The organism is Brevibacterium sp. SIMBA_078, assembly GCF_046534565.1.
Lineage (GTDB): Bacteria > Actinomycetota > Actinomycetes > Actinomycetales > Brevibacteriaceae > Brevibacterium.
On the sequence record NZ_JAWRYQ010000170.1, the window covers coordinates 1 to 277 of the forward strand.

Annotated in this window: 1 protein-coding gene; it reads left to right on the top strand. The window is 37.9% G+C overall.

The window, feature by feature from the left end; all coding sequences use genetic code 11:
* Positions 1–250, top strand: a 250-nt coding sequence (locus tag SB749_RS19315; protein ID WP_410711729.1) for a hypothetical protein, incomplete at its 5' end; no start/stop codon positions are given.
* Positions 251–277: the final 27 nt, after the last annotated feature.

Consider the following 277-nt stretch of genomic DNA (forward strand, 5'->3'; position numbering starts at 1 on the left):
TTCTGCTGGTGATGTGTATATAGACGGAAGCGATTTAATATTTGAAACACCTGAAAATTATGAAATGGTTTATGCGACTGTAGACGGCTCGTCGCTGCTTAAACAGAACGGGATCACGCCTTCAATCGACTATGAAGACAATCAAACTGATACATTCATCATTTCCTTTTTTCAGAGTGGAAAAAAAATAAAGCCGGATCAAGTGCCCGATACTTCAAAAATATCGGTTGGTATTGTCGGCTATTCATAAGAAGGTGATCACATGTTTAATTTGAAG